This window comes from Rhodoferax ferrireducens T118, assembly GCF_000013605.1.
Classification (GTDB): Bacteria; Pseudomonadota; Gammaproteobacteria; order Burkholderiales; family Burkholderiaceae_C; genus Rhodoferax; species Rhodoferax ferrireducens.
The window spans coordinates 4146238-4170756 of sequence record NC_007908.1; the positions used below are offsets into that span (position 1 = coordinate 4146238).

Genomic DNA, 24519 nt, shown 5'->3' on the forward strand with positions numbered 1-24519 from the left:
GAGATTTCCCATGTCCATGTTTTCCATCTTCAATGTGTCGGGCAGCGCCATCAGCGCCCAGTCCCAGCGCCTCAACGTGGTCGCCAGCAATCTGGCCAATGCCGACGCCGTGGCCGGCCCCGACGGCCAGGGCTACAAGGGTCGGCAAGTGGTGTTCGAGACCGTCCCGATGGGCTCGGACGCCTCGTCCGGCGTGCGCGTCAGCAGCGTCAGCGAAAGCAATGAGCCGTTGCGCAAAGTGCACAACCCCAGCCACCCGTCGGCTGACGCCGATGGGTATGTGACGCAATCGAACGTGAACCCCATCGAAGAAATGGTCAACATGATTTCAGCGTCGCGCTCGTACCAGAACAACGTCGAAGTCATGAACACCGCCAAGACACTGCTGCTCAAAACCCTGCAAATGGGTCAGTAATCACAAAAAGGTCCTCACCATGCTTTCCGCCACCTCCTCCGCCACCACCGCGACGAACACCACGTCATCCACCAGCACCACGTCATCCACCAGCACCACGGCGGCCAGCGACGCCAACGCGTCGCAAGACCGCTTTCTGAAACTGCTGGTGGCGCAGCTCAACAATCAGGATCCGATGAATCCGATGGACAACGCGCAAATGACCAGTCAAATGGCGCAGATCAACACCGTGACCGGCATCCAGCAAGTCAATGAAACGCTCAAAAGCATGGCAGCGCAGTTCACTTCGCTGCAGGTGCTGCAGGGCGCTTCCATGGTCGGCCATAACGTGCTGGTTGAAAGCAACACCTTGACCCGAAGCGCCGGAGTGGCCAGCGGCGCGCTTGATTTGGACGGCAAAGCCGATGCGGTCAAGGTGGAAATCCTGTCGCCAGGCGGTCAGGTGCTCGACACCCTCAATCTGGGCGCGCTGGGCGCGGGCCGGCATTCGTTTGACTGGGATGCCTCCGGCTATCAGGGTACCGGTGAGCCCAGCTTCAAGGTCACCGCCACGCTGGGGGGCCAGGCCGTCACCAACACCGCACTGGCGCGCGATACGGTGACCTCGGTGGGTAGCGACAACGGCGCCATGACGGTCCAATTGCAGGGGCGCGCTGCCGTGGCCTACAGCAGCGTCAAGGCCATTCTTTGACCAACAGAACTTCATTGAAGAGGAAAAATCATGTCATTTCAAACCGGACTCTCAGGGCTCAATGCCTCCAGCCGCAGCCTGGATGTCATCGGCAATAACATTGCCAATGCCAACACCACGGGCATGAAATCATCACGCGCCGAATTCGGCGACCTGGTGGCATCCTCCCTTGGCGCGGGGGGCTCCAGTGGTGCCGGCATCGGCGTGGCGGTGGGCTCCATCTCCCAACAGTTTTCACAGGGCAACATCAACATCACCGGTAACGATCTTGATGTGGCCATCAACGGCGGCGGCTTCTTCCAGTTGGCCTTGCCCGATGGCTCGGCCGCTTACACGCGCGACGGCTCGTTCAAACTCGATGCCAACGGCTATATCAAGACCAACAGTGGCGCCAACGTGTTGGGTTATCCCACCGACAAAACCGGCAAGACAACCAGCGTAAAACCTGAAATATTGCAGCTCCCCACCAGCGCGCCCATTGCCGCCAGCGCGACCACGGCCATCTCCGCCGAACTCAACCTGGATGCGCGCGCCCCGATAGCCACTTCTGTCACGCCACCCACACCAAGAAGCACCTACGGCACCTCCTTGACCGCCTATGACTCGCAAGGCGTGACGATGCCGGTCAACCTCTATTTCAGCAAGGTAACGCCCACCACGGCAGGAACGGACCAGTGGGCGGTTTACGACTCGCCCACGGGCGCCTCCGTTGGGTCCCTGGTGTTTGACGCCAGTGGCGCACTGCAAAGCTCGACCATGGGCTCGTTGACCCTGACCCCGGCACCGCCGAGCATCGTGCCCGCCTTTCCGGTCACGGTGGACGTCAGCAAAGTGACGCAGTTCGGCGCTGCCTTCGCGGTGTCCAACCTGACCCAGGACGGCTATGCGCCGGGCGAACTCACCGGATTGAAAATTGGCGAAAACGGCCAAATCACGGCACGCTATTCCAACGGCCAGACCCAGATCGCAGGTCAATTGTCATTGGCCGATTTCCGCAATGTGCAAGGACTCTCACCCATCGGCGGCAACAGCTGGGTTGCAAGCTATACCTCAGGAGACCCCGTGTTGGGCTCGCCTGGCGTCGGCAAATTTGGCGCCCTGCGCTCAGGTGCCCTGGAAGAATCGAACGTCGATCTGACGGCCGAGCTGGTCAATATGATGACCGCGCAGCGCGCCTACCAGGCTAACGCCCAGACCATCAAGACGCAGGATCAGGTGATGTCAACCCTGGTCAACCTGCGCTGACGGCAACCAGCCGTCAAGCCGTCACTGAACAGGAGCCGCCATGGACCGTCTGATTTACACCGCGATGTCGGGCGCCAATGCCGCTGCCCATCGGCAGGCGGTGCTGTCGAACAATCTTGCCAACGTCTCCACCAATGGTTTTCGGGCCGAGCTGTCGACTTTTCGCGCCGTACCGGTGCGCGGCGACGGCGCCAGTACCCGTGTCATGGCGATCGAGGCGACCGCCGGTTACGTTGATACACCCGGTTCGGCGCAGCGCACCGGGCGCGGCCTGGACGCCATGACAACGGGCAACGCCTGGTTTGCCGTGCAGGGTCTGGACGGAACCGAGTCTTACACACGCAGCGGTTCTTTTGAGGTCTCCCCCGAAGGCACGCTGGTCACCAACAGCGGCCTGACGGTCCTGGGCGACGGCGGCGCCCCCATCAGCATCCCCACGGGCGGCGAAGTCACCATTGGTTTTGACGGCAACCTGAGCGCCAAGGTCGGCAACCAGCCGCCCACCGGTGTGGGCCGCCTCAAACTCGTGACTCCGGGCGCGGATGATCCCTTGAATCGCAGCGAAGATGGCCTGTTTCGGGCCACATCCGGCGAGCCCCTGCCCAACGACACCAACGCCCGCGTGCAAGTGGGCTCGCTGGAAGGCTCCAACGTCAACGCGATCGAAGCCATGGTCGGCATGATCCAGACCGCACGCCAGTTTGAAACCCAAATGCGCCTGCTGCAAACCGCCGAATCGAATGACCGTTCGGCGGCCCAACTGCTGGGCCTGCAGGGCTAGGCCCCTTCACATTTATTGAGCCAAGGACACCATCATGATCAACTCCCTGTGGATATCCAAGACCGGCATGGAAGCCCAGCAAATGCAGCTGGATGTCATCTCCAACAACCTGGCCAACGTCTCAACCAACGGTTTCAAGCGCGCCTCCGCCGTGTTTGAGGACCTGATGTACCAAAACCTGCGTCAGGCGGGCTCCAACAGCTCCGAGCAGTCACAACTGCCGACCGGTCTGCAGGTGGGCCTGGGGGTGCGCACGGTGGCCACCAGCCGCTCGTTCGCGCAGGGCAATTTGCAGCAGTCGGGCAACAAGCTGGACGTCGCAATTCAGGGCAACGGTTTCTTTCAGGTCACCATGCCCGACGGCACCACCAACTACACGCGTGATGGCTCATTCCAGGTCAGTTCAACAGGGCAATTGGTCACCGCCACCGGGCTACCCATTGCCAATGGCGTCACAGTGCCGGCCAATGCCACCAGCATCGCCATTGCGGGCGACGGCACGGTCACCGCGCAGGTTCCGGGCACACCCACGCCACAGGGCATTGGCAGCATCAGTCTGGCCAGCTTTGTCAACCCGGCCGGTCTGGACCCCAAGGGGCAAAACCTGTACGCCGAGAGCACGGCATCGGGCCAACCCAACAGCGGCACGCCGGGCGCCGACGGCATGGGCGCACTGATGCAGGGTTATGTGGAAACCTCCAACGTCAACGTGGTGCAGGAGCTGGTGACGATGATCCAGACGCAGCGCGCTTACGAGATGAACTCCAAGGCGATCCAGACCTCGGACCAGATGCTGCAAAAGCTGGGGCAGTTGTGAGGCGCCGCATGAACATGACTCAGCGCACGATCCGCCTGCGCGAGCGGGCCCGCACCCTGTGGGGCGGCGCACTGACACTGGTTCTTGGCCTGACTCTGTCAGCCTGTGGCTCCCTGCCACAACCCGTGAACGTCGACTTTGTCCAGGCGGACACGGCCCCCCCCATGGCCGCTGCACCCGCCGCCAGCCAGGCGGCAAGTGGCAGCCTGTTTCAAAAAGTGAGCTACCGCCCCTCTTTTGAAGATCCCCGCGCCCGCATGATCGGCGACGTGGTCACGATCAGGATCGTGGAAAACGTGGCCGCCAGCCAGGTCTCGAAGTCAACCGCCAATCGCACCACGTCTGGCGCTGCCAGCATTTCCGCATTCCCCTTGGTGTCACCCGCCGATCTGCTGAATCTGAAGGCCGGGGTCGGCACCTCATCGGCCAATGACTTTTCCGGCAAAGGCGGCACCGAGAGCGCCAACACCTTTACCGGCACCATTACCGCGACGGTGGTCAGAGTGCTACCCAACGGGCATTTGGTTGTCACCGGCGACAAGCAGATCGGGGTCAACCAGAATGTGGATGTGCTGCGCTTCTCGGGCACCATCGACCCGCACCTGATACAACCGGGCAACCTGATCAACTCAAGCCAGGTCGCCAACGCCCGCATCGAATCCAAGGGCCGCGGCGCGCAGGCCGAAGCGCAAACAGTTGGCTGGTTAACACGGTTCTTTTTCAGCTTTCTCCCCTTCTAAAGCTGATGAGAATAGTGCCGAGGGGTCAACATCCATGCAATTTTTCAACACGCTACACCCAACTCGCCCGCACTGGCTGCTGGCGGCGTTGTGCTTGATCGCCAGTCTTTTGGGCGCAGGCACGGCCCAGGCCAGCCGGATCAAGGAAGTGGCGGCGGTTGAGGGTGTGCGCAGCAACCAGCTGACCGGTTTTGGCCTGGTGGTGGGACTCGACGGCACCGGTGACCAGACCACCCAAATGCCTTACACGGCCCAGGGGCTAACCAACTATTTGCAGCAGCTCGGCATCACGCTGCCAGAGGCACAGGTTTCCAAGCTGCAACTCAAGAACGTGGCCGCGGTGCTGGTGACGGCGGCGCTGCCGGCCTTTGCCCGGCCGGGGCAGGCCATCGACGTCAACGTCTCCAGCATGGGCAACGCCAAGTCGCTCAAAGGCGGCACGCTGATCACGACGCCGCTCAAAGGCGCTGACGGTGAGGTCTATGCGCTGGCCCAGGGCAGCCTGGTTGTGGCCGGCGCCGGTGCTGCCGCTGGCGGCAGCAAGGTGCAAATCAACCATCTCAGCGCCGGACGCATTCCGGGTGGGGCACAGGTGGAGCGGATTGTTCCCACGCCGCTGCTTGAAGGCGCCAGCATTACCCTGGGGCTGCAAGCCTCGGACTTCCAAACCGCGCGGCGGGTTGCTGAAGCCATCAACCGGCGCTTTGGCGCTCACTCGGCCCGGGCGCTCGACGGGCGCACCATTGATGTCACAGCCCCCAGCGAGTCCAACGCCCGGGTGTCCTTCATTGCCGAGATGGAAGAGCTGCAACTGGAATCTTCCATCCCTTCGGCCAAAGTTGTGATCAATTCCCGCACCGGTTCGATTGTGATGAACCAGGCGGTCACCCTGGGCGAGTGCGCCATTGCCCACGGCAACTTGTCGGTCAGCATCAGCACCACACCGGTGATCAGCCAACCCAACCCCTTGTCCACCGGCGGCAAAACCGTGGTGGCCGAGAAAAGCAATATCCAGATCCGGCAAGAGCCCGGCATGTTGATTCAACTGCCCAAATCAACGCAGCTCTCTGACGTGGTGCGCGCACTCAATGCCCTGGGCGCCACGCCGCAAGACCTGCTGGCCATTTTGCAGGCCATCAAGGCGGCCGGCGCGCTGAACGCGGAGCTGGAGGTGATCTGATGAGCTACGGCCAGGTCTCTTCAAGCAACAACGCACTGGCGGCCGATGCAGGGTCTTTGAGCCAGCTGAAGCTGGCCGCGGGCCAAAACACACCCGCCGCCATCAAGGAAGCGGCGAAACAGTTTGAGTCTCTGTTCATGCGTGAACTCATGAAGAGCATGCGCGAGGCCACCATGAAATCCGGCATGCTGGAGAGCTCGGGCGGCGACCTGGGTACCGATCTGCTGGACCAGCAGTTTGCGGTGCAGATGTCGGGCCAGCCCGGCGGGCTGTCCGATCTGATTGCAGCCCAACTGACACGCCAGATGGGTGGCGCCGAGTCTGCTGCGGCAGATGCCACAGGGAAAACAGGCGCTTCATCTTTCGGCGCTCTTGGCAAGGCGTCAGCGCTGGCCGCCTACGGTGCCAACAGCGTGGCACCCCGTAGCACCCCCACGATGAGCCAGAGCCAATTTGTGCAAAACCACACGGCCGCGGCGATCAAAGTCGAGAAGTCCACGGGCATCCCGGCCAGCTACCTGGTGGGCCAGGCCGGTCACGAAACCGGCTGGGGTCGGCATGAAATCAAAATGAAGGGCGGCGCGCCTTCGCACAACCTGTTTGGCATCAAGGCCGGCGCAGGCTGGACCGGCAAGGTGGCCGAAGTGAGCACCACGGAATTTGTCAATGGCGTGGCGAAAAAGACAATGGCCAAATTTCGCGCCTACGATTCCTACGAGGCGTCATTTCAAGACTACGCGCGCCTCATTACCCAGACCCCGCGCTACGCCCAGGCCAGCCAGCAAACCGGCTCGGCTCACGCGTTTGCCAGCGGTCTGCAAAAAGCCGGTTACGCCACCGACCCGCATTACGCGGCCAAGCTGAGCCGCGCCATCGACACCACGCAAAGGCTGCAACGCACGCAAGTCGTTGCACAAAATATATGAGCGGACTTCTCAGCGTTGGGACCCGCGCCCTGCAGGCCAACCAGGTCATGCTGCAGACGGCAGGCAATAACATTGCCAATGTCAACACACCGGGTTACTCGCGCCAGAGTGCGGTCCTGCAAACCTCAACGGGCCAGTTCACCGGCGGCGGCTACATCGGCAAAGGCGTGGACATCCAGACGATCCAGCGCAACTTCAGCGCGTTCCTGACGCGCCAGTCGGCACTGGCGAGCGCCACCGGTGCAGCCGACAGCAGCCGGGCTGATAAATTGAAGCAACTTGAAGGTATTTTTCCGGGTGGCACGGCCGGACTCGGTGCGGCGATCAACGACATGCTCAATGCGTTCTCGGACGTCGCCAATGCGCCCACCGATCTCACGGCCCGCACGGTGGCGCTGACGCGCGTGGACGAAGCGGCCAAGCGCATGCGGACTGCATCACAAAACCTGGACGACCTGCAGTCCGGCGTTGCACAGGAGCTCAGCCAGAAGGTCAGCAACATCAACAGCCTGGCGAAAAGCATCGCCGACATCAACGACAAAATAGCGCGCACCCAAGGCTCCGGCCAACCCCCCAACGACCTGCTGGACCAGCGCGACCAATTGGTGCGAGACCTCAACCAATATGTGCAAACCAGCTCGATCACAGCCAGTGATGGCACCGTCGGCATTTTTTTGGCTGGCAGCCAGGCCCTTGTTTTGGGCAGCACCGTGTCACCGGTTTCCATCGTCAAGGATGACTTCGGCGACCCGCTGAAAAGCAAACTGGCGATCAGCCGTGGCGGGCAAGCCATTACGCTGGATGAAAACGCGCTGGGCGGTGGTGAGGTGGCAGGCTTGCTGCGGTTCCAGAACAATGATCTGGTGGAAGGACGCAACCTGCTGGGTCGGCTCACGCTGGCCATCGGCACCAGCATGAACAACCAGCACCAACTGGGGTTGGATCTGGATGGCAATGCAGGCGGTAATTTATTCACCCCCACCGTTTTTGGCGCCGGCAACATACTCAAGCCCTCTGCGCCTGCGACACTGAATACCGGCACGGCCAGCCCGGCCCTGACCATCAGCGACGTCACCCAATTTGTCGCTTCTGACTATGAAATGAATTTCACGTCAGCCACATCGGGCAACATTACCCGGCGCTCCGATGGGGTCGTCACTGCGTTTACATCGGTACCCATCACCATCGATGGTCTGAACCTCTCCATCCCTTCCGGCTCGGCCAACCCAGGCGACCGGTTTCTGCTCAAGCCCTTCAGCACCGCCGCCAGCAACATCAACGCCGAGTTTTCAGCGCCGCGCGCTTTGGCTGTGGCCAGTCCGGTGGCGGGCAGCCTGGGCACCGGCAACACCGGAAGCATGCAGCTCAGCAGTCTGCTGGCCCGCAGCAACCCGGTGGCTTCGACACCCGTTGTGTTGACCTTTACCGGGGCCAACAGCTACACCCGCAGCGACGAGATTCCGGCAAACGCCACCACATTCACCTACACCTCAGGCCAGGTGATTGAGGGCACCACACCGGCCACCAACCCCCTGAGCCAATGGTCGCTGACGCTGCAAGGTGTTCCCAAGGCGGGCGATACCTTCACCGTGCAGCAACAGCCTGCCGCTTTTCGCAACCTCAACGCCGGCAATGCCAGCGCCATGACCGGCCTGCGCGACGTCGCCATGTTTGACGGATCCGCCCTGAGCGATGGCTATGCCAGCCTGATCTCGCAAATTGGCATCCGGACCCAGAGCGCCAACTACTCGGCCCAGGTGTCGAGCTCGATAGCGGCCAATCTGGAGCGGGACCGCACGGGCGTCTCGGGCGTCAATCTGGACGAAGAGGCGGCCAAATTGCTGCAGTACCAGCAGGCTTACCAGGCGTCGGCCAAGATGATGCAGATCGCACAGGGCATTTTTGACACCCTGATTCAAACCCTGCGCTGAGGCCATGCCGTCCAGGAGCAAACACCATGACAAGTTCACTGACCCGACTCGGTTCTGCCAACACCTACGACAACGCGCTGCGCAATCTGTCAATGCGGCAATCGGCACTGTCGAACCTGCAGGAAAACCTGACTTCCGGCAAAAAAGTGGTGCGCGCCAGCGACGACCCCACCGGCGCCGCCCAGGCCGAGCGGGCCATGACCCGCATCAGCCGCATCGCCACCGACCAGCGCGCGCTCGAAGCGCAACGCAACTCGATTGCCATGGCTGAAGGCACCCTGGGCGACGTCACCGACGCCCTGCAAAACTTCCGCGAGCTGGTCGTCAGTGCCGGCAATGGCGTGCTCACCTCGGCGGAGCGCAAGTCCATCACCATCCAGCTGCAAGGTCTGCGCGATCAGGTGTTTTCGCTCGCCAACCGCAAGGACAGCAATGGGCAGCCCTTGTTCAGCGCCCTGGGTAGCGCTTTGGCGCCCTTTGTCGGCCCCAATGCGCCACCGCAGGACTACGCCTTCAATGGCCTGCCCGGGCAATCGGCCAGCAGCGAAGTGGCGATTCCGTTTGCGCTGGATGGCGACAGTGCCTTCATGCTCCAGACCAATCGCGACGGGGTCTACAACGTCAGCCTGGGAAGCGGCACGACCAATCTGAAAACCGGCCCGGCCACCTTGAACCCGCCCACCGCAGCGACTGGCGCGTCCTACACCATCAGCTTCACCTCCGTGACCGCTGCGGCTGGCAACACAACGGCCAGCTATGACATCGTTGACAGCGGATCGGGCGCCGCCGTGGCAACAGGCACAAAAACCTACAGCACCGGCCAGAGCTTTACGGTGACGGAAATGCCGGGCCTGTCCCTCACCATCACCGGAACACCCACGGTGGCTGACACGGTCAAGGTCGAGTCCAGCCCCAGCCTCTTCAGCGTGCTCGACGACGCCATCAGCAGCATTGGCAGCGCTTCCAGCAACGCCACTGCCAGCCAGGCGGTCAGCCAGGCACTGGGCAACATCGACATTGGCATGGGCCGAGTGTCGGCGGTACGCGGCCAGGCCGGTGACTTGCTCAACCGCGCCGACCGCATCACGTCCAACCAGGAGGCGCGCAGCATCCAACTGGAGGCCGACCGCTCGCGCGCCGAAGACCTCGACATGGTCAAAGGCATTGCGGACTTCCAGAACCAGCAAACCGGCTACCAGGCGGCGCTGCAGTCCTACGCACAAGTGCAAAAACTCTCGCTCTTCAATTACATCAGCTGATCTGTCCCGCGCCAGCGCTAGCGCTGGCGTGTCAGGACGATAGCCAAGCTACATCCCCGCCCTGACGGTCTGAAACACCTGCCAGAACTGGGCATCCTGCGTGGTGCAAAAGTTGATGCGCATCAGCGTACTGGGCGCGCGACTGGCATGAAACAAGGCACCTGGTGCCAGCAGATAACCCGCGTCCAGCATGCGCTGCGAAAGCAGCTCGGTGTCCACACCCGTATCGACCCAGCCAAAAAGCCCGGCCGGTGGCGCGGCAAAGGTGCAGCCCGCCGCCAGCGCCAGCCGGGCGCTTCGCCCCCGGGCCTGATTGAGTCGCGTGCGAATGCGCTCGGCATGGCGGCGTAACTGGCCCTGGTCAATACACCAGGCCAGGGCTTTTTCGAGCAGCGCAGGGGTGGTCAGTGTGGCCAGCAACTTGGTGTCAAGCAGCCGCTCCACCAGCGCGGTGGGTGCCGCCATGAAGCCCACCCGCCAGCCGGGCGCCAGAATTTTGGCAAAGCCGCTGACATAAATGGTGCGTTGCAAACCGTCCAGCGCGCACAGGCGCGTGGCGTGCTCGGGCGCGATGTGGCTGTAGGTGTCGTCTTCAGCAATATAAAAGTTGTGCTGATTGGCCAGTTGCAGCACGCGGTGGGCGCTGCCCGGCGTCAGGCAGTAGCCGGTTGGGTTGTGGAACACGCTGACACTCACAAACAGCTTCGGGCTGTGCAGCTCGCAATAACGCGCCATCACCGCCAGGTCCGGCCCGTCCGGGCCGCGCGGCACCGGCAGGATGTGCATGCCCAGGGCATCCAGCCGGGCGAATTCAATCGCCCAGCCAGGCTCTTCAACCATCACGTAATCACCGGCGCGCAGCAGCGTGCGACTCACAAGGTCCAATGCGTGGGTGGCCCCCACGGTGGTGATGATCTGCTGCGGCGCGGCGTGAATGGCCAGGGCGTTGAGCTTGGTGGAGAGCGACTGGCGCAAGCCGCCATCGCCAGCGGGCTCGCCATATTGCAGCGAGAACGCCTGCAACTGCTTGCCGCTGGTGACGCGGCGCACGGCAGCGGCCATGAAAGTGGTTTGCAGCCAGTCCGGCGGAAACGCCCCCATGCCGGGTTGCGGCTGCTCGCTGCCGCCGTGAAACATGCCGCGGATCAGGGCGGTGGCATTCACCGGCACGTGCTGGGCTTCCAGCGTGGTCTTGACCCTTGCTGGCGCGTCGTCGAATACCATCAAATTAATAGCATTATGCGAACTATTGACGGGGGCTACAGCCCTATTTCTTATATAAAACCCGCGATTTTTTAGCGCTTCAACCAGCCCCTGCGCCAGCAACTGGTCGTAGGCCGCGACCACGGTCGACGGGCTCACGCCCTGCTGCTGCGCGCACTGGCGCACCGACGGCAAACGCGTGCCCGGCGCCAGCAAGCCGGTGCGAATGCGCTCGGCAAAACGCTCAGCCAGTTGGTCGGCCAGCGACTGCGACGCGGCTTTGACTAACATGCAGATGCCCTTTCTTCCAAACCTGTGTTGCCATGCCAGCCAATACAGCTCAGGCAAATGTTTTCACAAGTGTACTGCCAGTGTATTGTTTTTGACGATAAAGTGAGCCCCATGAACACCCGCAAGCCACCCCATGAGCAACACTGAACTCAGCACTCTGCTGCTGCTGTGCACGGCGGCGAGCTTTACGCCCGGCCCCAACACGACCTTGTCGACGGCGCTGGCGGCCAACCTGGGTTTGCGGCGCGCGCTGCGGTTCGTGGTGTCGGTGCCGGTCGGCTGGGGTCTGCTGTTCAGCCTGTGCGCGGGGGGCGTGGGGGCGATGGTGCTGGCCCTGCCGGTACTCCGGCTGGCGGTTCAAGCGCTTGGCGTGGCCTACCTGTTATGGCTGGCTTTCAAGCTGTTGAGAACCAACACACTGGCGCAGGCCGATACCGCACAACTCGATGTCACGTTCTGGCAAGGTGTCATGTTGCAGTTTCTCAACATCAAGGCCTGGATGCTGGCCCTGACCGTGGTGGCCGGTTGGCTTGCCGGGCGCGCCGACCTGCTCAGCCGCTTTGCCGTCATCCTGCCGCTGATGCTTTTGTTTGGCCTGTGCAGCAACCTGACCTACGCGCTGGTGGGCTCGCTACTTCGCCAATGGCTGGCCGACCCCGAACACGCCGGCAGACGCTTGCGCTGGTTCAACCGCAGCATGGCCGCCGTGCTGGTGGCAACCGCCGGCTGGATGAGCACGTTTTAACGCTGACAAAAAGGACTTCAACATGAATTCCATGGGTCTGAAAACACTTGGCCTGATCGGCGGCATGAGCTGGGAATCCACCGTGCCGTATTACCGCGAGATCAACGAAACCGTCAAAGCCCGGTTGGGCGGGCTGCACTCGGCCAAGATCATTTTGTACAGCGTTGATTTTCATGAGATTGAACAGCTGCAAGCCAGCGGGCAATGGGACGCAGCCGCTGCCGTGCTGGCTGGCATTGCCCAGAAGCTGGAGCGTGCCGGGGCCGACGCGCTGGTGCTGTGCACCAACACCATGCACAAGGTCGCGGCTGCCATTTCAAACGCCGTGCAGATCCCCTTGCTGCACATTGCCGACCCTACTGCAGTGGCCATCAAACAGGCCGGTTACACGACGGTCGGTTTGCTGGGCACGCGCTTCACCATGGAGCAGGACTTCTACCGCAGCCGTCTCGAACAGGATCACAGCCTGACCGTGCTGACCCCCAAGCCAGCCGACCGGGACCTGGTCCACCGGGTGATCTATGACGAGTTGTGCCTGGGCCAAGTGTTGCCGGCCTCGCGCGACGCGTACCTGCGGGTGATCGCCGACCTGGGCGCACGCGGCGCGCAGGCCATCATTTTGGGCTGCACCGAAATCGCCATGCTGATTGGCCCACACGACTGCGATCTGCCGCTGTTTAACACCACGCAATTACACGCCCAAAGCGCAGCCCAATGGGCACTGGCCATCCAGCCACTGGAAAACAAAGCATGACCACGCAGCCGCACGCCATTCGCAACGGCTTACTGCTGGGCACACTGGGGGTGGTGATTTTTGCCCTGACACTGCCCATGACGCGGCTGGCGGTTGGCAGCGCCGCGGCGCCGCAGATGTCCGGCGTTTTTGTGGCCGCCGGTCGCGCAACGGTGGCTGCCATTTTGGCCATCGTGTTTTTGGCGGTCACCCGCGCGCCAAGCCCCAAGCGCGGGGACTGGCTGCCGCTGGGCGTCGTGGCCTTAGGAGTTGTGTTTGGCTTTCCCCTGTTCTCATCGATCGCGATGCGCCATGTCGAAGCGGTACACGCCAGCGTGATTCTGGGTGTTTTACCGCTGGCGACCGCCTCGGTCGGTGCCTGGCTGCATCGTCAGCGCCCGTCCGCCGGGTTTTGGGCCTGTGCCGGTTTGGGCACCGCACTGGTGGTGGTGTTTGCCGTGCTGCGCTCGGGCCAGAGCGGCCTGACGCTGAAGGGCGCTGACCTCTTGCTGCTGCTGGCCATGGCCTGCGCGGCGGTCGGCTATGGCGTGGGTGCATTACTCTCGCAGCGCCTGCGCGCCGACCACGTGATCTGCTGGGCGCTGGTCCTGGGTTTGCCGCTCAATCTTCCCATAGCCCTTGCTGAGTATCCACAAGAAGCTATCAAAATAGAAGCATGGTGGGCTTTTTTCTATGTCGCGGTGTTCTCCCAATGGCTGGGCTTTTTTGCCTGGTACCGGGGGCTGGCGCTGGGCGGCACGGTGCGGGTCAGCCAGGTGCAGCTGCTGCAACCTTTTTTGAGCATGGTGTTTGCCGTGCCGATTTTGGGCGAGCGGCTGGACGCGCTCACCGTGGGCTTTGGCCTCGCCGTTGTCACCGTCGTCTTTGTTGGCCGCACCATGCCGGTACGCAACACCCTGTCCACATCAAAACCAACACCACCACTTGGAGCCAAGTCATCATGAACAACCCCCCACTCATCACGGCCCCGTCGGGCTGGCAACTGGCGCGCCGCGCCGCGCGCATGAACCCGTCAGTGATCCGCGAAATCCTCAAGGTGACCGAACGGCCCGGCATCATCAGTTTTGCCGGTGGCCTGCCATCAAGCAAGACGTTTCCGGTGGCCGAGTTTGAAGCGGCTTGTGCCAAGGTCTTGCGCGACGACCCCGCGGCGGCCCTGCAATACGCCGCCAGCGAAGGCTTTGGCCCCTTGCGCGAGATGGTGGCCGAGAATTTGCGCGTTCAGGCCGCATCCGCCGGACTGACCTGGCAAGTGGACCCGGCCCAGGTACTGATCACCACCGGCTCACAGCAGGGCCTGGACCTGGTAGCCAAAGTGCTGGTGGATGCAGGCAGCCGCATTCTGGTCGAATCACCCACCTACCTGGGCGCCGTGATGGCGTTCACGCCGATGGAGCCAGAAGTGGTGAGCGTGGCCAGTGACGATGACGGCGTGGACATGGAGGCGCTGCGGCAAGCCGCTGTTGCCGCGGGAACAGGTGAGGCGGCCCGCTTTCTTTACGTGCTGCCCAACTTCCAGAACCCCACCGGCCGCACCATGAGCGAAGCACGCCGCGCCGCTTTGAGTACCGAGGCCGCACGCCTGGGCCTGCCCCTGATCGAGGACAACCCCTACGGCGACCTGTGGTTTGATGCGCCGCCGCCAGCACCTTTGACCGCGCGCAACCCCGACGGCTGCATCTATTTGGGCTCATTCTCCAAAGTGCTGGCACCGGGTTTGCGGCTGGGCTTTGTGGTGGCGCCCAAAGCGGTCTACCCCAAACTGCTGCAAGCCAAACAGGCCGCCGACCTGCACAGCCCCGGCTTTAACCAGCGCATGATTGCCGAGGTGATGAAAGACGGCTTTCTGGACCGCCACGTGCCCACCATCCGCGCGCTCTACAAGTCCCAGCGCGACGCCATGCTGGAGGCTCTGGCGCAGCACTTTCCGGCCTCCAATAGCCAGCCCGACCAGTCGCTGACCTGGAACACCCCGGCAGGCGGCATGTTTTTGTGGGCCCGTCTACCCAAGGACATGAGCGCAGTGGACTTGCTGCCCTTTGCAGTCGACAAGGGTGTGGCCTTTGTGCCCGGCGCGCCGTTCTACGCCGACCACGGTGACCCGCGCACGCTGCGCCTGTCGTTTGTCACCCCCAGCGTGGCGGAGATCCACCAAGGTGTGGCCGCATTGGCGGCAGCCATCAAAGAACGTCAGGCAGCCTGACCATGATACACATCTGGGGGCGACTGAGCTCACTCAATGTTCGCAAGGTCGTGTGGGCCGCGCAGGAAACCGGCGCGCCCTTCACACGCTCGGATGCCGGCATGGCCTTTGGTGTGGTGAAGACGCCCGAGTACCTGAACCTCAATCCCAATGCGCTGGTGCCCACGCTGCAGGATGGCGAGCTGGTGCTGTGGGAGTCCAACGTGATCGTGCGCTACCTGTGCGCCCGCTACGCCCCCACGCTGTACCCGCAGGATCTGGCACAGCGCTTTGATGCAGAGCGCTGGATGGACTGGCAGCAAACCACGCTCAACCGCGCGGGTGGTGCCGCCTTTTTGCAGTGGATTCGCACCCCGCAAAACCAGCGCGATCATGCCGCCATTGCCCAGTCGGTAGCGACGATGGCGCCCCTGCTGGCGCTGCTGGACCAGCACCTGTCACATCGCGCCTACCTGGGTGGCGCACAGTTCAGCATGGCCGACATTCCGGTGGCCTGCGACATTCACCGCTGGGTCGGTTTGCCGCAGCCACGCCCGCCGCTGCCCCATTTGGAACGGTGGTACGCCAGCATCCTCGCCCGCCCTGCCGTTCACGGGGTGCTGGATCAACCCCTGTCCTGACCACCACCCACCCAGGCCCTGCCCCATGAAAACCCGCCCCTTCAAACAAGTTGACGTCTTTACCGACACGCCTTATCTGGGCAACCCGCTGGCTGTGGTGCTCGACGGCACGGGCTTGAGCGACGAAGAAATGCAGCATTTCGCGCACTGGACCAATCTGTCGGAAACCGCTTTTTTGCTGCCGCCCAGCGCCGAGGCCGCTGCTGCGGGTGCGGACTACCAGGTGCGCATCTTCACCACGGCTTACGAGATGCCTTTTGCCGGTCACCCCACGCTGGGCAGTTGCCACGCCTGGCTGGAGTACGGTGGCGCGCCCAAGCACCCCGAACTGATCGTGCAGCAATGCAAGGTAGGACTGGTGCGCATCCGCCGCAGTGCCACGCAACTGGCCTTCGCCGCCCCAGCCCTCACGCGCAGCCAGCCCGAACCCGAAGCAGTGGCTCGCCTGGCCGCAGCGCTGGGCCTGCGCCGCGAACAAGTGTTGGCCGCGCAACACCTCACCAATGGCCCGCGCCACTTTGGTCTGTTGCTGAGCAGCGTAGACGCTGTGCTGCAGCTTGAGCCCGATCTGGCAGCGCTGCGGCTCTGGATGATTGATGCGGGTATCAGCGGTGTCGGCATGGCCGCAGTGGCTGGTGCCTCAACCGGCAGCGGGCTCATCAAGCGATCCAACCGCGAAGCGCGCGCTTTTGGCTTCGCCACACCCGCAGCAGTCGATGTCGCGCCAAGCGCTCAAGCGCAGGTCGAAGTGCGTTTTTTTGCCAACGATGTGATGGTGAACGAAGACCCGGTCACCGGCAGCTTCAACGCCGGCCTGGCCCAGTGGTTGATTGCCGAGGGCCTCGCGCCCAGCAGCTATATCGCCGCGCAAGGCACTTGCCTGGGCCGCGCCGGGCGCGTGCACATTGAACAAGACGCCTCCGGCCAAGTCTGGGTCGGTGGCGAATCCGTCACCTGCATCGACGGCAGCGTGACACTCTAAACGCTACTTTATTTATAGCTATCGTCGCTTGTGCGACAAGGGCCACACTTCTATTTAGCTTAAATTCACGGCATGGGAACCCTTTATCTTGTACGCCATGGCCAGGCTTCGTTTGGCGCCGAAGACTACGACCAGCTCAGTGCGCTGGGCCAGCAGCAAAGCGTGCGGCTGGGCGAATACTTCCGCCAAAAAGGTCTGACCTTTGATACCGTGCTGACCGGCACCTTGCGCCGTCACCTGCAAACCTATGTCGCTATTCGTGAAGGTGGCGCCTTTGACAGGGAAGCCCTGCTCTGGCCAGGCCTGAACGAATTCGACAGCGCAGCGGTCATCGCCACGGTGCACCCGTACAAACTCGAAAAGCCCGACACGCCCGAGTTGTACCGCCATCACTTTCGCCTGCTGCGCGACGGCCTGACGCAATGGATGAACGGCGTGGTCAGTCCCCAGGGCATGCCCAGCTACCGCGAGTTCCTGGCCGGCGTGACCAGCGCACTGGACCACATCCGCAAAAACTGTGAGGGCAATGTGCTGATCGTCTCCAGCGGCGGGCCGATTGCCACCGCCGTCGGGCACGTGCTGGGCACCACGCCCGAGACCACGATCGAGCTCAATATGCGCATCCGCAACAGCGCCATCACCGAGTTCGCCTTCAACCCGAAGCGCCACACCTTGGTCACTTTCAACACGCTGCCGCATCTGGAGCATGCGGACCACGCTGACTGGATCACCCACGCTTGAACTGGACCCTGAACCGCGGCAACCAGTCACGCGCGCCCAGACGCTGGGCCTGTCGGTACGGCAATTCGGGTATCGGCTGCGCAAGGGCACGCCGGAAGAATGACGCCTTCAGGGTCTACTTCATCTTCGATGGCAGCTTGATCGTCTCGCCAGCCACCATAAAAGCGCTACGCCCCGGTGATGGAGAGTGCGCGGATCCTTGCAGGCCGGGTCGATCCAGGCCTTGAGCACTTCAAGCACAAAGAAGTTGTAGCGGTTCACCAGCCGCGTATCGACCACGCGGCATTCCAGGTTGGCGTAGCACTCGGCGATTAACGGCGCATCGACCAGCGCAGCCGGCGCCAACGTCAGGCCGAAGTCTTTGAATTTGTCCAGGCTTCGTCCAGATGTATTGCCGCAGCCCACCAGCGGCGGCTCGAACTCCATCACGGTGTGCCACGACATCGTCATCACGTTGGCACGGCCTTTGTGCGCCGTGCTCAGCAGCACAACCGGTCCGGGCTCAAGAAGGCCGTAGACCTGGGACAGAGGATAAGAACGTTTGGCCATGCCGCCAGCTTGGGTGAAGGGCTCGGCCAGGATTGGAATATCGAACGGCCGCATGAACGGCAATTGATTTGAACAAAAAAAAGACCCCGAAGGGTCTTTTCCGCCAAGCGACAGTGTCGCCAAAGAATATTACTTCTTGGCAACAGGCTTCGCAGCCTTCTTGGGTGCTGCACCTTTAGGTGCGGCCTTTGCCTTTGCCTTTGGCGCTACAGCGGCAGGAGCCACTGCAACAACTTTCAGCGCGGCACGTTGATCACGCAAGGTTTTGATTTCCGCATTGATTTTGTCTTTGCGTTCGGTCAGCTTCGCGATGCTTGTGCCAAGTTTGGCAATGGCATTGGCCGTTTTGGAAACGGGAGCCTTTTTCACCGATGCCTTAACAACGGGCTTCATCACTTTCGCAGGAGCCGTTACCTTCTTTGGAGTTGCCGCAGCCTTTGGAGCCATTTTTTTCGCAGTTGCCATTTTCAAGTTTCCTTTTTATTTAACTGGTTGAAATATTTCACCAGCACCGTATTGTCTCCAATATTTTCGTTCGTCACCGAATCGGCATTTAAACGTCAGGGAATTTCTCAGCAAACTGCTGTTATTAAGCAATTGACGAGTCGATCTCTCCCTCCCCGGCAGCCATCACGCTGGCTTGCGCGCCCGTTGCTGTCTTTCGCGGCGACGGACTGCAGGGGCGAAGCAGTCACGCCTATCGCGGCATCTGGGTCAAAACTGGATCAACGCCAAAGATGCATTCCTGAGTGCTTGTCCCTGGCGTCGACAAACGTCTTACGCAGTCCCCATCGCCGGGTCGCTGAGCCCATGCTGACCGGTCTCGACCCGGCCTGCAAAGCGGCGCAGATAACCCTTGCTCGTGTCAGCAGTCACACTGAAGTCATACCAGTTACCGCTCTTGCGCAGCGTCCAGTATTGCTCCACTACCTTGCCGGGCTCGACCTTCACCACCAAGGGTCCGCCACTGCCGTAAGCATTGTCCTGAATCGTGAGCGTGCTGGCCTGCGCCCCGGTGTTGCTGAGTTTGACGTAGACATCCCCGTTCGCGACGTCATAACAGACCCGGCATTCCGGGCTGGCAGCGGTTGGCGCGTCGTCCTTGAATACGCGCACAAAACCGTTCGGTCCGTACACCCACAAGTCATGCTTGCCCAGGTCAGCCGACACATCCCAGCTGTCGGCCAGCGTCTTTCCGGCTTCAACGGTATAGCGGCGCGGAATGCGATCGAGGTGCATCTTGTCGTAGACGTGATACACCGCGCCCTGTTTGCCCATGTTGGCGAAATTCAGCTCAACGCTGATGCCGGCCTTGACAGTGGCGTTGACGTGCAACTCGTAGGGCAGTCTGCGCGAATAGCGAACCCCTTTTTCCTGGAACAGCGGCTCGTGCGTCTTGGGAATGAAGTACGGCAGCATGGATCTTTGCTGCGCGTCGACGACGGCGTAGTTGCTGGTGTCGGGCAGCGTTGGCCACGCCGCGTCCTTCGCCTGCACGAAGTCGAACGCCGAGGTCAGGTCGCCGCAGACGGCGCGGTGCCACGGGCTGATGGCCGGAACAGTGATGTCGAAGCGCTTTTCCAGAAACATCCCCAATGAGGTGTGATCGAACACTTCGGACGCGACCCAGCCGCCCTTGCTCCACGGCGAAACCACGTACATCGGAACGCGTGCGCTCAGCCCGAAGGGTCGAACACTGCCCGAAATCGTGTCTTCGACTTTCCGGTATTTTCCTGCCGGGTCCGAAAAGTACTCGCCATCGAGCTTGAGAGTGGCTTTGCCAGCCAGGGTGCCGTCCGCGTTGTAGGACGGCGGGGCCGGCGGCGGCACGTGATCGAACAGACCGTCGTTTTCGTCAAAGGTCAAAAAGAACGCCGTCTTGCTCCAGACGCTGGTGTTCGCGGTCAGTGCATTCAACACCTGCTCTGTGAAATTGCTGCCTTTCAGAGGGCTGGAAGGTCCGCCGGGATGCTCGGAAAATACTTGAGGAGGAAGCACCCAGCAGACTTGCGGCAGCGTGCCGTTCTTGACGTCATTGGCGAGGTCCTCGAGCGTCCAGAGCGACATGCCGTTCTTGTAGATGGAAGAGCCGGGTTGCGCCGTTCTGAAGCTCTCAAAAGCGAGGCATCCGTGCATCGCGCCGGTCCAGTTGTCGTTGGGGTCCTGGTAGATGCGCCAGCTGATGCCGGCTTGTTCGAGAAGGTCCGGCAGCGTCGGCCATTTGAACGCCGTATCCTTGTAGGTGTAGCCTGGTACCGGCCACTTGTCGACGGCCGGGTTGCCGATCCAGCAGCGCACATTGTTGGGCTCGGAATCGGTGTCGGTGCAATTGATGCCCTGGGCCGCCAGCACGGGATTGAAGTTCGAACCGCTAAAGAAGGTGATCCGGTTGGGGTCGGTCCCGGTGGTGATCGAGCAATGGTAGGCGTCACAAATCGTGAAGGCTTCGGCCAGCGCGAACTGGAACGGAATATCTTCCCGCTTGTAGTAGCCCATTGAATTATCGTTCTTGTACTTCGGCCAATAGCCGAACTTGCCCTGGTTCCATGCCGCCTGCGAGTCCGAGAAGCTGTGCGGCGTGCTGGGCGCGAGCATGGCATTGAATTTTTTCGGATCGAGATGAAATGGCGCAATTTCGGTACCGTCGGACGGTGCGGTAGGGTCGGGCGTGCCGTCGGCCTTGCCGTTGAACTGGTACCAGACCGGCTTGCCGCTTTGCAGCGGTATCGGAAAGCGATCGCCGAACCCGCGCACGCCCTTCATGGTGCCGAAATAGTGGTCGAAGCCACGATTCTCCTGCATCAGAATGACAATGTGTTTGAGGTCCTTGATGGTGCCGGTTTCAACGGCGGGTTCAACGGCGAGGGCGTTGCGGATACTCAAAGGCAGCGCGGCGAGCGCGGCGGCGGCGGCGCCTGTGTTGGCGCTCATACGCAAAAAATTACGGCGATCGATACTCATAAGTAGGTACTCCTGATGATGGAAAAGGGAAAGCGGTTGAGGGGCGGGTCAGGGCGCGCAGCGAATGACGGGCGTCTTGGTCGCAGCCGGCGGGGTCGTCGTGTCGGCGGAGGTGCCTGCGCCCCCGCAGGCGGCGAGGACTGCGGTTAGAAAAATCGAAAGGCCGAGGCACAACACGCGTGCGCAAGACAGCAAGGGTTTCATGGGGACTCCTGATTCAATGACAAAGGTTGACGGGACGTGGCAAAGTGAAGCTGACGGCGGGAAACAGAGTAGTTGCGCTTAGGCGATGCTGATCTGATCGCCGGTCGCAACGCCGCCCAGTGCCGGGTCGCTGATCGTGGCGTCGCCGGTTTCCACACGGCCCGAGAAGCGCCGTGAGTAGCCGGGCAAGCCCTTCACCGTCACGGTAAAGTCGTACCAGTGACCACTGGACTGCAATGACCAGTGTTGTTCGAACTGGCCCTTGGCCGCCACCGTGCCGGTCCAGGGACCATCGGTCAAGTAGACGTTCGCCGTGATCGTGTAGTTTGCCGCGACGCTCGCGCTGTTGGACAGCTTGAGATAGACATTGCCGTTGGCGATGTCATAGCAGACCTGCACTTCGGGCATTGGGTCGGCCGCCGTCGTCACAGCCGTACCCGTGAAGTGGCGGTGGTAACCGGCGGGGCCGAGCACCCAGAGGTCATAGGCGCCGCTGTCGGCGCTGAGGTCCCAATTACCGATGAGCTGTTTGCCGGCCTCCACCGTATAGCGACGCGGAATCTGGTCGAGGTGCTTGCGATCATAGACATGGAACACCGCGGCCGCGCTGCCGGTATTGCTGAAGGTCAGCCCAATCGAGGTGGCCGATAGCACCTTGGCGCCGGTGTGCAATTCGTACGGCAGCGCGCGCGACGGCCGGGTGCCGACGGCTTGCGTCGGCAGATCAGGCAGCGCGGGCGTCGGTGGTGTCGTCTTCTTGGTGAGCGCGCGGGCCCGGTTGGCCAGTGCCACGGTATCGGGGAACTTCTTGAAGAACTCGGTGTTGTCCGGGTCCTTGAAGTTGAACGCAGTGGTCAGATCGCCGCAGACCGCACGGCGCCAGGCGCTGATGTTGGGTTCGATCACACCGAAACGTTGCTCAACGAAGCGGATCACCGACGTGTGGTCAAACACTTGCGAGTTGACCCAGCCGCCCTTCGACCAGGGTGAGATCACGTACATCGGCACCCGCGGGCCCAGACCGTACGGACGGTGCAGCGCCAGTGGTTCGGACGGATTGGTCTGGTACGGCAAGATGATTTCGTGGTACTCGCCGCTTGTATCGACGGTGGAGGCGCCGGCCCATGCCGCTTTTGCCGGATCGGGGTCATAGCTCGTGTAGCTGGGCGCCGCCGGTGGTGGCACGTGGTCGAAGAAACCATCGTTCTCATCAAAGTTGACAAACAACACGGTCTTGCTCCAGACACCGGGGTTGGCGGTCAGTGCATCCAGCACCTTGGCCGTGTAGTCCGCGCCCTGGGCCGGGCTGGAGGGACCGGGGTGTTCCGAGCCCTCAGCCGTCGCCACAATGAAGCTGACTTGCGGCAACTTGTTGGCCAGAACGTCGGCCTTGAGCAGGTCCAGATCGCGCGTGCTGACACCGCGGTCCTTGAGCGACTGGGAATACCCGGGCCGCGCGTAAAACGCGTCACGGAACACCTTGAAGCCGGCCAGCGGGTTGTCGGTGTAGTTGTCGTCCATGTTCTCGTACACCTGCCAGCTGACGCCGGCGCTTTCGAGCCGCTCGGGGTAGGTGGTCCAGGTATAGCCGCCGTTCTTTCCCGGGTCGGATTCGAACCAGTCGTAGTCGTTGTAGGTAGCCGGGCCATTGCTCTTGCCGAGCGGGTCGTTGGTGCCGGTCCAGTGGAACAGGCGGTTGGTGTTGGTGCCCCCCTGGAACGAGCAGTGGTACGCGTCGCAAAGGGTGAACGCGTTGGCCATCGCGTACTGAAAGGGCATGTCTGCCTCGGTGAAGTAGCCCATCGAGTGGTTCTTCTTCCATTTCGGCCAGGCGTTCATGCGGCCGTGGTCCCAGGCGGCTTCGGCGTCAAGCCAGGCGTGTGGCGTGCCGCTTACGCGCATGTAGTCGAAAGTCTGGACCGTGTTCAGGCGAAACGGCGCAATCATGCGCGGGTTGGCGGGGTCTGTATCGTTGGCCTGGTACCACACGTTCTTGCCCTTGTTGCCCAGTGCATCCATGACCGGAATCGGGAAACGGTCGCCGAAGCCGCGCACGCCGGCCAAAGTGCCGAAGTAGTGGTCGAACGAGCGATTTTCCTGCGTCAGGATGACGATGTGCTCGACATCCTTGATCGTGCCCGTCTGGTTGTCGGCCTGGATCGCCAGTGCCTTGCGGATAGCGGGCGGGAACATGGCGAACGCGGCGGCGGCGGCGCCCGTGTTGGCGGTCATGCGCAGGAAATTACGGCGATCGATGCTCATAAGTTTTTGTTCCTAAGGGTGGAAAATGGAATGCGGTTTTGGGTCTGTACGGGTCAGGGTGCGCAGCGAATGACTGGCGTCTTGGCGCTCAGCGCGGCCGGGTCGGCGGATGTTCCTCCTCCTCCGCAAGCGGCGAGGACTGTAATCAAGAAAAGCGAAAGGCCGAGGCGCAGTGCCCGGGTGGGTGATGACAAAGGTTGCATAAGTACTCCTGATTCAATGGCAAAGATTGATGGGACGTGGCGAAGTGAAGCTGGCAGGGGGAAACAGAGCAGAACAGTGGTCGAGCAGCCAGCTTGTGAGCTGCTCGTAACTGCCAAAACTCAAAACGTTGGGGAGCAGGTCGCCGGCATGTCCGGCGTAGCCCCCGAGATGGGCGGCGAAGCGAACCTTTGACAGTTGGGCACAACGAGCGTCCATGGCGGAGTCGCCGACAAACAAAGTCTCTTCGGGCGACACGTCCAGACGCTCCATGAGAAGCAGCAAAGGGTCAGGCGCGGGTTTCGGCAATGGTGCATCGCCAAGACTGACGATGGCGTCAAACGAGTCAACGATGGCTGCCGACGCCAGCAGCGCCTCGGTCGAGGCACGGTCCCGATTGGTACAAACGCCAAGCTTGAGCCCGCGCGACTTGCATGCCATCAATGCGTCCGCCACACCGGCAAACAAGGTGGCTGTCAACAACCCGTGCCGCAGGTACTGGGCCATGTACTCGTATTCCAGGCGGGTCGCCGTCTGCGCATCGACGGCAGTCGATTGCAGTGCAATGGCTTTGTGAAACAGGGGCCGCAGGCCTTCATTGAGCGCCGACTGCAGCAGAGACATCGGAACTTCCTGCCAGCCGGCATACACCAGCACTACGTTGGCAGCGGTTGAGAGCGAGGGCAAGGTGTCAAACATGGTGCCATCAAGGTCAAAAATGACCGCTCGAATGTGATCGCTATTGTTCATAAATGTGATATTACGAACATAATGTGTCACTTTAATGACCCATATCGCCACTAAACGAGTCTCTTGTT

23 protein-coding genes are annotated in these 24519 nt (G+C 61.9%); 17 read left to right on the plus strand and 6 right to left on the minus strand.

Annotated features, from left to right (window positions below; all coding sequences use genetic code 11):
- Positions 1–10 precede the first annotated feature (10 nt).
- From flgC to flgL, 10 genes are read left to right on the plus strand one after another with little or no spacing between them, the layout of a single operon-like run.
- On the plus strand, positions 11–415 hold the full coding sequence (flgC, locus tag RFER_RS18880) for a flagellar basal body rod protein FlgC (RefSeq protein ID WP_011465978.1): 405 nt from the start codon (positions 11–13) through the stop codon (positions 413–415).
- A 19-nt stretch (positions 416–434) separates the two neighbouring features.
- On the plus strand, positions 435–1106 hold the full coding sequence (locus tag RFER_RS18885) for a flagellar hook assembly protein FlgD (RefSeq protein WP_011465979.1): 672 nt from the start codon (positions 435–437) through the stop codon (positions 1104–1106).
- Positions 1107–1136: 30 nt separating this feature from the next.
- A complete protein-coding gene (flgE, locus tag RFER_RS18890) occupies positions 1137–2351 on the plus strand; it encodes a flagellar hook protein FlgE (protein WP_011465980.1) in 1215 nt (404 codons plus the stop codon).
- Positions 2352–2391: 40 nt separating this feature from the next.
- Complete coding sequence (gene flgF, locus RFER_RS18895; protein WP_011465981.1) at positions 2392–3132, plus strand: flagellar basal-body rod protein FlgF; 741 nt, start codon at positions 2392–2394, stop codon at positions 3130–3132.
- Positions 3133–3166: 34 nt separating this feature from the next.
- Positions 3167–3949 carry a flagellar basal-body rod protein FlgG gene (flgG, locus tag RFER_RS18900; RefSeq protein ID WP_011465982.1) on the plus strand — a complete coding sequence of 261 codons (783 nt, stop codon included), beginning with the start codon at positions 3167–3169 and terminating at the stop codon, positions 3947–3949.
- A gap of 8 nt (positions 3950–3957) precedes the next feature.
- Positions 3958–4689, plus strand: a complete 732-nt coding sequence (locus tag RFER_RS18905) for a flagellar basal body L-ring protein FlgH (RefSeq protein ID WP_011465983.1) — start codon at positions 3958–3960, stop codon at positions 4687–4689.
- 34 nt (positions 4690–4723) lie between these two features.
- Complete coding sequence (locus RFER_RS18910; protein WP_011465984.1) at positions 4724–5869, plus strand: flagellar basal body P-ring protein FlgI; 1146 nt, start codon at positions 4724–4726, stop codon at positions 5867–5869.
- Complete coding sequence (gene flgJ, locus RFER_RS18915; RefSeq protein ID WP_011465985.1) at positions 5869–6795, plus strand: flagellar assembly peptidoglycan hydrolase FlgJ; 927 nt, start codon at positions 5869–5871, stop codon at positions 6793–6795. Before RFER_RS18910 ends, flgJ begins: the two co-directional genes overlap by 1 nt.
- Entirely contained in the window at positions 6792–8726 is a 1935-nt protein-coding gene (gene flgK / locus RFER_RS18920) for a flagellar hook-associated protein FlgK (RefSeq protein WP_011465986.1), read from the plus strand. The genes flgJ and flgK overlap by 4 nt, the downstream gene beginning before the upstream one ends.
- Positions 8727–8752: 26 nt before the next feature.
- Positions 8753–9985: a flagellar hook-associated protein FlgL gene (flgL, locus tag RFER_RS18925; RefSeq protein ID WP_011465987.1), complete on the plus strand. Its 1233-nt coding sequence runs from the start codon at positions 8753–8755 to the stop codon at positions 9983–9985.
- A gap of 48 nt (positions 9986–10033) precedes the next feature.
- On the opposite strand, the gene RFER_RS18930 is transcribed toward flgL, so the two are convergent.
- On the minus strand, positions 10034–11479 hold the full coding sequence (locus RFER_RS18930; protein WP_011465988.1) for a PLP-dependent aminotransferase family protein: 1446 nt from the start codon (positions 11477–11479) through the stop codon (positions 10034–10036).
- Between the two features lie 133 nt (positions 11480–11612).
- On the opposite strand from RFER_RS18930, the gene RFER_RS18935 reads away from it, so the two are divergent.
- From RFER_RS18935 to RFER_RS18965, 7 genes are all read left to right on the plus strand, one after another.
- Positions 11613–12224: a LysE family translocator gene (locus RFER_RS18935; RefSeq protein ID WP_011465989.1), complete on the plus strand. Its 612-nt coding sequence runs from the start codon at positions 11613–11615 to the stop codon at positions 12222–12224.
- A 22-nt stretch (positions 12225–12246) separates the two neighbouring features.
- Entirely contained in the window at positions 12247–12978 is a 732-nt protein-coding gene (locus RFER_RS18940) for an aspartate/glutamate racemase family protein (protein WP_011465990.1), read from the plus strand.
- The gene (locus RFER_RS18945; protein WP_011465991.1) at positions 12975–13922 is read left to right on the plus strand and encodes a DMT family transporter; all 948 of its coding nucleotides are present in this window, start codon (positions 12975–12977) and stop codon (positions 13920–13922) included. Before RFER_RS18940 ends, RFER_RS18945 begins: the two co-directional genes overlap by 4 nt.
- The gene (locus RFER_RS18950) at positions 13919–15181 is read left to right on the plus strand and encodes a PLP-dependent aminotransferase family protein (RefSeq protein ID WP_011465992.1); all 1263 of its coding nucleotides are present in this window, start codon (positions 13919–13921) and stop codon (positions 15179–15181) included. Before RFER_RS18945 ends, RFER_RS18950 begins: the two co-directional genes overlap by 4 nt.
- Before the next feature lie 2 nt (positions 15182–15183).
- Positions 15184–15801, plus strand: coding sequence for a glutathione S-transferase family protein (locus RFER_RS18955; protein WP_011465993.1), 618 nt, complete (start codon positions 15184–15186; stop codon positions 15799–15801).
- A 25-nt stretch (positions 15802–15826) separates the two neighbouring features.
- Positions 15827–16783: a PhzF family phenazine biosynthesis protein gene (locus RFER_RS18960; RefSeq protein ID WP_011465994.1), complete on the plus strand. Its 957-nt coding sequence runs from the start codon at positions 15827–15829 to the stop codon at positions 16781–16783.
- 72 nt (positions 16784–16855) lie between these two features.
- On the plus strand, positions 16856–17524 hold the full coding sequence (locus tag RFER_RS18965; protein WP_011465995.1) for a histidine phosphatase family protein: 669 nt from the start codon (positions 16856–16858) through the stop codon (positions 17522–17524).
- A 120-nt stretch (positions 17525–17644) separates the two neighbouring features.
- Here RFER_RS18965 and RFER_RS18970 read toward each other — a convergent pair whose 3' ends face one another.
- The 5 genes from RFER_RS18970 to RFER_RS18995 form a co-directional block, all read right to left on the minus strand.
- Positions 17645–18127 carry a flavin reductase family protein gene (locus RFER_RS18970; protein WP_011465996.1) on the minus strand — a complete coding sequence of 161 codons (483 nt, stop codon included), beginning with the start codon at positions 18125–18127 and terminating at the stop codon, positions 17645–17647.
- 75 nt (positions 18128–18202) lie between these two features.
- Positions 18203–18538: a hypothetical protein gene (locus RFER_RS18975; RefSeq protein ID WP_011465997.1), complete on the minus strand. Its 336-nt coding sequence runs from the start codon at positions 18536–18538 to the stop codon at positions 18203–18205.
- Positions 18539–18850: 312 nt separating this feature from the next.
- A complete protein-coding gene (locus tag RFER_RS18980; protein ID WP_011465998.1) occupies positions 18851–21034 on the minus strand; it encodes a phosphocholine-specific phospholipase C in 2184 nt (727 codons plus the stop codon).
- Positions 21035–21316: 282 nt separating this feature from the next.
- Positions 21317–23500 carry a phosphocholine-specific phospholipase C gene (locus RFER_RS18990; protein WP_011465999.1) on the minus strand — a complete coding sequence of 728 codons (2184 nt, stop codon included), beginning with the start codon at positions 23498–23500 and terminating at the stop codon, positions 21317–21319.
- Positions 23501–23716: 216 nt separating this feature from the next.
- Positions 23717–24451 carry an HAD family hydrolase gene (locus tag RFER_RS18995; RefSeq protein WP_049765696.1) on the minus strand — a complete coding sequence of 245 codons (735 nt, stop codon included), beginning with the start codon at positions 24449–24451 and terminating at the stop codon, positions 23717–23719.
- Positions 24452–24519 lie beyond the last annotated feature (68 nt).

What these genes read in the sequence shown, in the direction of transcription:
- flgL (WP_011465987.1), top strand. Translation starts at nt 8,753, where the DNA reads ATGACAAGTTCACTGACCCGACTCGGTTCTGCCAACACCTACGACAAC.
- flgF (WP_011465981.1), top strand. Translation starts at nt 2,392, where the DNA reads ATGGACCGTCTGATTTACACCGCGATGTCGGGCGCCAATGCCGCTGCC.
- RFER_RS18945 (WP_011465991.1), top strand. Translation starts at nt 12,975, where the DNA reads ATGACCACGCAGCCGCACGCCATTCGCAACGGCTTACTGCTGGGCACA.
- flgK (WP_011465986.1), top strand. Translation starts at nt 6,792, where the DNA reads ATGAGCGGACTTCTCAGCGTTGGGACCCGCGCCCTGCAGGCCAACCAG.
- flgG (WP_011465982.1), top strand. Translation starts at nt 3,167, where the DNA reads ATGATCAACTCCCTGTGGATATCCAAGACCGGCATGGAAGCCCAGCAA.
- flgE (WP_011465980.1), top strand. Translation starts at nt 1,137, where the DNA reads ATGTCATTTCAAACCGGACTCTCAGGGCTCAATGCCTCCAGCCGCAGC.
- RFER_RS18970 (WP_011465996.1), bottom strand. Translation starts at nt 18,127, where the DNA reads ATGCGGCCGTTCGATATTCCAATCCTGGCCGAGCCCTTCACCCAAGCT.
- RFER_RS18980 (WP_011465998.1), bottom strand. Translation starts at nt 21,034, where the DNA reads ATGAGTATCGATCGCCGTAATTTTTTGCGTATGAGCGCCAACACAGGC.
- RFER_RS18950 (WP_011465992.1), top strand. Translation starts at nt 13,919, where the DNA reads ATGAACAACCCCCCACTCATCACGGCCCCGTCGGGCTGGCAACTGGCG.
- flgC (WP_011465978.1), top strand. Translation starts at nt 11, where the DNA reads ATGTCCATGTTTTCCATCTTCAATGTGTCGGGCAGCGCCATCAGCGCC.
- RFER_RS18990 (WP_011465999.1), bottom strand. Translation starts at nt 23,500, where the DNA reads ATGAGCATCGATCGCCGTAATTTCCTGCGCATGACCGCCAACACGGGC.
- RFER_RS18960 (WP_011465994.1), top strand. Translation starts at nt 15,827, where the DNA reads ATGAAAACCCGCCCCTTCAAACAAGTTGACGTCTTTACCGACACGCCT.
- RFER_RS18955 (WP_011465993.1), top strand. Translation starts at nt 15,184, where the DNA reads ATGATACACATCTGGGGGCGACTGAGCTCACTCAATGTTCGCAAGGTC.
- flgJ (WP_011465985.1), top strand. Translation starts at nt 5,869, where the DNA reads ATGAGCTACGGCCAGGTCTCTTCAAGCAACAACGCACTGGCGGCCGAT.
- RFER_RS18930 (WP_011465988.1), bottom strand. Translation starts at nt 11,479, where the DNA reads ATGTTAGTCAAAGCCGCGTCGCAGTCGCTGGCCGACCAACTGGCTGAG.
- RFER_RS18940 (WP_011465990.1), top strand. Translation starts at nt 12,247, where the DNA reads ATGAATTCCATGGGTCTGAAAACACTTGGCCTGATCGGCGGCATGAGC.
- RFER_RS18885 (WP_011465979.1), top strand. Translation starts at nt 435, where the DNA reads ATGCTTTCCGCCACCTCCTCCGCCACCACCGCGACGAACACCACGTCA.
- RFER_RS18995 (WP_049765696.1), bottom strand. Translation starts at nt 24,451, where the DNA reads ATGAACAATAGCGATCACATTCGAGCGGTCATTTTTGACCTTGATGGC.
- RFER_RS18965 (WP_011465995.1), top strand. Translation starts at nt 16,856, where the DNA reads ATGGGAACCCTTTATCTTGTACGCCATGGCCAGGCTTCGTTTGGCGCC.
- RFER_RS18910 (WP_011465984.1), top strand. Translation starts at nt 4,724, where the DNA reads ATGCAATTTTTCAACACGCTACACCCAACTCGCCCGCACTGGCTGCTG.
- RFER_RS18905 (WP_011465983.1), top strand. Translation starts at nt 3,958, where the DNA reads ATGAACATGACTCAGCGCACGATCCGCCTGCGCGAGCGGGCCCGCACC.
- RFER_RS18935 (WP_011465989.1), top strand. Translation starts at nt 11,613, where the DNA reads ATGAGCAACACTGAACTCAGCACTCTGCTGCTGCTGTGCACGGCGGCG.
- RFER_RS18975 (WP_011465997.1), bottom strand. Translation starts at nt 18,538, where the DNA reads ATGGCAACTGCGAAAAAAATGGCTCCAAAGGCTGCGGCAACTCCAAAG.